This is a genomic window from Streptomyces sp. URMC 127 (assembly GCF_051386535.1).
Classification (GTDB): domain Bacteria; phylum Actinomycetota; class Actinomycetes; order Streptomycetales; family Streptomycetaceae; genus Streptomyces.
In genome coordinates this window covers 1-5,635 of the sequence record NZ_JBPQTW010000324.1, presented here as the reverse complement: position 1 = coordinate 5,635, position 5,635 = coordinate 1, and the positions used below count along the sequence as shown (strand labels likewise).

4 protein-coding genes and 1 pseudogene are annotated in these 5,635 nt (G+C 72.8%); 4 read left to right on the top strand and 1 reads right to left on the bottom strand.

Annotation, left to right across the window (positions count from 1 at the left end):
* The 3 genes and pseudogenes from ACSNOH_RS33140 to ACSNOH_RS33130 form a co-directional block, all read left to right on the top strand.
* A pseudogene (locus ACSNOH_RS33140) lies at positions 1–147 on the top strand (flavodoxin-dependent (E)-4-hydroxy-3-methylbut-2-enyl-diphosphate synthase); the annotation flags it as partial.
* Between the two features lie 77 nt (positions 148–224).
* Positions 225–2,294, top strand: a complete 2,070-nt coding sequence (gene dxs / locus ACSNOH_RS33135) for a 1-deoxy-D-xylulose-5-phosphate synthase (protein WP_436725153.1) — start codon at positions 225–227, stop codon at positions 2,292–2,294.
* Positions 2,291–3,733 carry an aspartate aminotransferase family protein gene (locus tag ACSNOH_RS33130; protein ID WP_436725152.1) on the top strand — a complete coding sequence of 481 codons (1,443 nt, stop codon included), beginning with the start codon at positions 2,291–2,293 and terminating at the stop codon, positions 3,731–3,733. Before dxs ends, ACSNOH_RS33130 begins: the two co-directional genes overlap by 4 nt.
* Before the next feature lie 61 nt (positions 3,734–3,794).
* Here the strand turns inward: ACSNOH_RS33130 and ACSNOH_RS33125 are convergent, their stop codons facing one another.
* On the bottom strand, positions 3,795–4,661 hold the full coding sequence (locus ACSNOH_RS33125; RefSeq protein WP_436725151.1) for a tyrosine-protein phosphatase: 867 nt from the start codon (positions 4,659–4,661) through the stop codon (positions 3,795–3,797).
* A 152-nt stretch (positions 4,662–4,813) separates the two neighbouring features.
* Here ACSNOH_RS33125 and ACSNOH_RS33120 point away from each other — a divergent pair, with 152 nt between their 5' ends.
* Positions 4,814–5,605: an SGNH/GDSL hydrolase family protein gene (locus tag ACSNOH_RS33120; protein WP_436725150.1), complete on the top strand. Its 792-nt coding sequence runs from the start codon at positions 4,814–4,816 to the stop codon at positions 5,603–5,605.
* The last annotated feature ends 30 nt before the right edge of the window (positions 5,606–5,635 follow it).

Genomic DNA, 5,635 nt, shown 5'->3' with positions numbered 1-5,635 from the left:
GGGCAGATCTTCGTGAAGGGCGAGGTCATCAAGACCGTGCCGGAGTCGAAGATCGTGGAGACCCTCATCGAGGAAGCACTGAAGATCGCCGAAGTCATGGCGGCGGACGGCGCCCCCGGCGGGGCCCCGCACGTCACCGTCGCCTGAACCGGCGACCCGCCACCGTAGGAACAGCGACCGAGCGGCCGCCCCGGCCCAGGCCGCACGACGAGGAGGGGGCCCGCGTGTCGTTGCTGGAGAACATCCGCAGTCCGCGCGACCTGAAAACCCTGGACGCCGAGGAGCTGACCGAACTGGCGGAGGAGATCCGCCACTTCCTCATCCACGCCGTCGCCCGCACCGGCGGCCACCTCGGCCCCAACCTGGGCGTGGTGGAGCTCACCATCGCCCTGCACCGCACCTTCGACTCCCCGGCCGACCGCATCCTGTGGGACACCGGCCACCAGTCGTACGTCCACAAACTGCTCACCGGCCGCCAGGACTTCTCCAAGCTGCGCGGCAAGGGCGGCCTGTCCGGCTACCCCTCGCGCGAGGAGTCCGAGCACGACGTCATCGAGAACAGCCACGCCTCCACCGTCCTCGGCTGGGCCGACGGCCTCGCCAAGGCCAACCAGGTCCTCGGCCGCTGGAACCGCCACGTCGTCGCCGTCATCGGCGACGGGGCCCTGACCGGCGGCATGGCCTGGGAGGCGCTCAACAACATAGCCGCCGCCAAGGACCGGCAGCTGATCATCGTCGTCAACGACAACGAGCGCTCCTACGCCCCCACCATCGGCGGCCTCGCCGACCACCTCGCAACCCTCCGCACCACCGACGGCTACGAGCGCGTCCTGTCCTGGGGCAAGGGCGCCGTCCAGGGCCTGCCCGTCATCGGCAAGCCCCTCTACGAGTCCCTGCACGGCGCCAAGAAGGGCTTCAAGGACGCGTTCGCCCCGCAGGGCATGTTCGAGGACCTGGGCCTCAAGTACCTCGGCCCGATAGACGGCCACGACATCGACGCCGTCGAGTCCGCGCTGCGCCGCGCCAAGCGCTTCCACGGCCCCGTCCTCATCCACTGCCGCACGGAGAAGGGGCGCGGCTACCAGCCCGCCCTAGAGGACGAGGCGGACCGCTTCCACACCGTCGGCGTGATCGACCCGCTCACGTCCCGGCCACTGGCCCCGTCGGCCGGCCGGTCGTGGACCTCGGTCTTCGGCGAGGAGATGCTGCGGATCGGCCGGGAGCGGCCGGACGTCGTCGCGATCACCGCCGCCATGCTGCACCCCGTGGGCCTGGCCCGGTTCGCGGAGGCCTTCCCCGACCGGGTCTGGGACGTGGGCATCGCCGAGCAGCACGGCGCGGTGTCCGCGGCCGGGCTCGCCACCGGCGGGCTGCACCCGGTCTTCGCCGTCTACGCGACGTTCCTCAACCGCGCCTTCGACCAGGTGCTCATGGACGTCGCCCTGCACAAGTGCGGCGTGACGTTCGTCCTCGACCGGGCCGGCGTCACCGGCACCGACGGGCCCAGCCACAACGGCATGTGGGACATGTCGATCCTGCAGGTCGTGCCCGGCCTGCGGATCGCCGCCCCGCGCGACGCCGGCCAGCTGCGCGCCCAGCTCCGCGAGGCCGTGGACGTCGACGACGCGCCGACCGTCATCCGCTTCCCCAAGGAGTGCGTCGGCGAGCCCGTCCCGGCCCTCGCCCGCGAGGGCGGCACGGACGTCATCGGCCTGCCCGCCGGCGGCGCCGAGCCGCAGGTCCTGCTCGTGGCCGTCGGCACCATGGCCGGCGTGTGCCTGGAGGCCGCGGAGCTCCTCGAAGACCGCGGCGTGCCGTGCACCGTCGTCGACCCCCGCTGGGTCAAGCCCGTCGACCCCGCGCTGGTGCGGCTCGCCGGCCGGCACCGGCTCGTCGCGGTCGTCGAGGACAACAGCCGCACCGGCGGCGTCGGCTGGGCCGTCGGGCAGGCGCTGCGCGACGCCGGCATCGACGTGCCGCTGCGCACGTTCGGCATCCCCGAGCAGTTCCTGCCGCACGCCAAGCGCAGCGAGGTCCTGGCGGACCTCGGGCTCACCCCCGCCGAGATCGCCGGCCGGATCAGCGCCGCGCTGGCCCGTAAGGAAGCCGAGGGCGATACGGAGGTCCCGGCTCGCAACGAAGCGGCGGACGGCAAGGAGACCCCGGCTCGTAAAGAGGCCCCGGTCCGTAACGACGCCGCGTCCGGTAAGGAGGCCCCGGCCCGTATCGGAGCCCGGGCCCGTAAGCAAGCCGCAGGCGTTCCCGCGGCCGGCAAGGAGAACGACGACGCATGACAGCCGACACGACGGACACGGCCGGCACGGCCGCAAGCGGGGGGACGGCCGGGAGCCCCAAGGGCTTCGATCTGGCGCGGCTCCTCGCCGAGCGCGGTGCCGAGCGGTACGACCTGCACGCCCGGCACCTCAACCACCAGCTGCCGCGCATGCTGCACACCATCGGCTTCGACAAGGTCTACGAGCGGGCCGAGGGCGCCTACTTCTGGGACGCCGACGGGCAGGACTACCTCGACATGCTCGCGGGCTTCGGGGTGATGGGCGTCGGCCGCCACCACCCCGTCGTCCGCAAGGCGCTGCACGACGTCCTCGACGCCTCGCTCGCCGACCTCACCCGCTTCGACTGCCAGCCGCTGCCCGGCCTCCTCGCCGAGAAGCTGCTGGCGTACGCCCCGCACCTGGACCGGGTCTTCTTCGGCAACAGCGGCACCGAGGCCGTGGAGACGGCCCTGAAGTTCGCGCGGTACGCCACCGGCAGGCCGCGGGTCCTCTACTGCAGCCACGCCTTCCACGGCCTGACCACCGGCTCGCTCTCCGTCAACGGCGAGGCCGGCTTCCGGGACGGCTTCGCGCCGCTGCTGCCCGACACCGCCGTACCCCTCGGCGACCTCGCGGCGCTGGAACGGGAGCTCGCCCGCGGGGACGTCGCGGCGTTCGTCGTCGAGCCGATCCAGGGCAAGGGCGTCCACGAGGCGCCGCCGGGCTACCTGCGCGCCGCCCAGGAGCTGCTGCACCGGCACAAGGCGCTGCTCATCGCGGACGAGGTGCAGACGGGCGTCGGGCGCACCGGCGACTTCTTCGCCTACCAGCACGAGGCGGGCGTCGAGCCGGACCTGGTGTGCGTGGCCAAGGCGCTCTCGGGCGGCTACGTGCCCGTGGGTGCCACCCTCGGCAAGGACTGGATCTTCAAGAAGGTCTACTCCTCGATGGACCGGGTCCTCGTGCACTCGGCGAGCTTCGGCTCCAACGCACAGGCGATGGCGGCCGGGCTCGCGGTGCTCTCGGTGCTGGAGGACGAGCAGGTCGTCGCGAACGCCCGGCGCACGGGCGACCTGCTGCGCACCCGCCTCGCGGCGCTCGTGGGCAAGTACGAGCTGCTGCACGACGTCCGCGGCCGGGGCCTGATGATCGGGATCGAGTTCGGCAAGCCGTCCTCGCTGGGGCTGCGCAGCCGCTGGGCGATGCTCCAGGCGGCTCGCAAGGGCCTGTTCGCGCAGATGGTCGTGGTGCCGCTGCTGCAGAAGCACCGCATCCTCACCCAGGTCTCCGGCGACCACCTCGAGGTGATCAAGCTGATCCCGCCGCTGATCATCGGGGAGCGCGAGGTGGACCGCTTCGTGGACGCCTTCACGGCGGTGATGGACGACGCCCACGGCGGCGGCGGGCTGCTCTGGGACTTCGGGCGGACACTGGTGAAGCAGGCGGTGGCCAACCGCTGATCCGGGCAGGAAATCGGCCTGTCCGGGGTTTGAGGACCGGGGTCCGGGGCGGAGCGCCGGGTCAGTCCGTGAGGAGCCGGCTCTGCAACCGCTCACGGGCCGCCGGGCCGAGCCCCAGCCCGTCGGCCAGGTAGCGGTCGGCCGACCCCCACGTGCCGTCGATCTCGTCGAACGCCGCCCGGAGGTAGGAGGCGCGGGCCTCGAACATGGGGGAGAGCAGCTCCGCGATCTCCCGGTCCTCCGGCCCGGTCGCTTCCGGCGCCCGCCGCATCCGGTAGCGCCGGTGAGGGGCGTTCGACTCCAGGTAGTCGGCCTCGATGGTGTCGCGCGCGACGCCGAGGGCGAGCAGGGTGACCGCGACGGACAGCCCGGCGCGGTCCTTGCCGGCGGCGCAGTGCATGAGCGCGGGCACGCTGTCCTCGGCGAGGGAGCGCAGGACGTGACCGAGCTCGGCCGTCCGCCCCGTGATCACCTCGCGGTACGTCTCGGCCATCCGGTCCGCGGCCCGGCCGTCGGCCAGGGCCGTCCGGATCTGCGCGAGGTCGCGGGCGCGCACCATGTTCCAGAACTCGGCGCCGTGGGCCGGGTCGTTGAGCGGCAGGTTGACGTTGCGCACGCCGGTGAGCTCCACGTCCGGGCCGTCGAGCGCGATGTCGGCGTCGTTGCGGAAGTCGAAGACGGTGTGCAGGCCGAGAGTGCCGAGGAAGCGGGCGTCCTCCTCGGTGGCGTGGGCGAGGTGCCCGCTGCGGTAGAGGACGCCGTGCCGCACCCGCCGTCCGTCCGCGGCGGGCAGGCCGCCCAGATCGCGGAAGTTGCGCACCCCCGCCAGCTCGGGCTCGGTGGACGGCACATGCGGCGTCTGCGTCACGGGCGCTCCTCGGGTCTTCGCTGCCGGCGCTGGTCGTCGGCGAGGCGGCTCACCGACCATACGACACCGGTTTTACGGGCAATCCGCTCCCTGCGGTAGCCGCGCCGACGTATTCCGCTTGCGGGGAGTTCGTCGGGGTGGGATACATCACGGCTCGTCAACCCCTGGTTACGGTGGCGTAGGTCACTCCCGGCGAGGAAAGATGTGCTGACGTGGCAGACGATTCGAATTCCTTCAGCAAGAGCGCGATCGGGTCGTACGCAGCCGTCGGGGACAGCTTCACCGAAGGCGTCGGCGACCCAGGGCCGGACGACACCTTCATCGGCTGGGCCGACCGACTGGCCGTACTCCTCGCCGACCAGCGCCCCGAGCACGATTTCCGCTACGCCAACCTCGCCGTGCGCGGCCGCCTCCTGGACCAGATCGTCGCGGAGCAGGTGCCCCGGGCCAAGGAGCTCGGCCCCGAGCTCGTGACGTTCTGCGCCGGCGGCAACGACATCCTGCGTCCGGGCAGCGACCCGGACGACGTGGCCGAGCGCTATGAGAGGGCCGTCGCCGAGCTGGCCTCCTCCGTCGGCATCGTGCTGCTGTGCACCGGCTTCGACACCCGCGGGGTGCCCGTGCTGCGGCACCTGCGCGGCAAGATCGCGACGTACACCGCCCACGTCCGCGCCATCGCGGACCGGCACGGGTGCCCGGTCCTGGACCTGTGGTCGCTGCGCTCGGTGCAGGACCGCAGGGCCTGGAGCGACGACCGGCTCCACCTCTCGCCCGACGGGCACACCCGGGTCGCCCTGCGGGCCGCCCAGGTGCTCGGCCTCGAAGTGCCGGCCGACCCGGACCAGCCCTGGCCCGACGAGGGCCACCGCTCGCCCGCCGAGGTGCGGCGCGACAACATCCACTGGGCGCGCGAGCACCTGGTGCCGTGGATCGGCCGCCGGCTGCGCGGCGAGTCCTCGGGGGACCACGTGGAGCCGAAGCGGCCGGACCTGCTGCCGCTGTAGCACCGCCTTCGGGGGAGGGGCGCCGGGGGG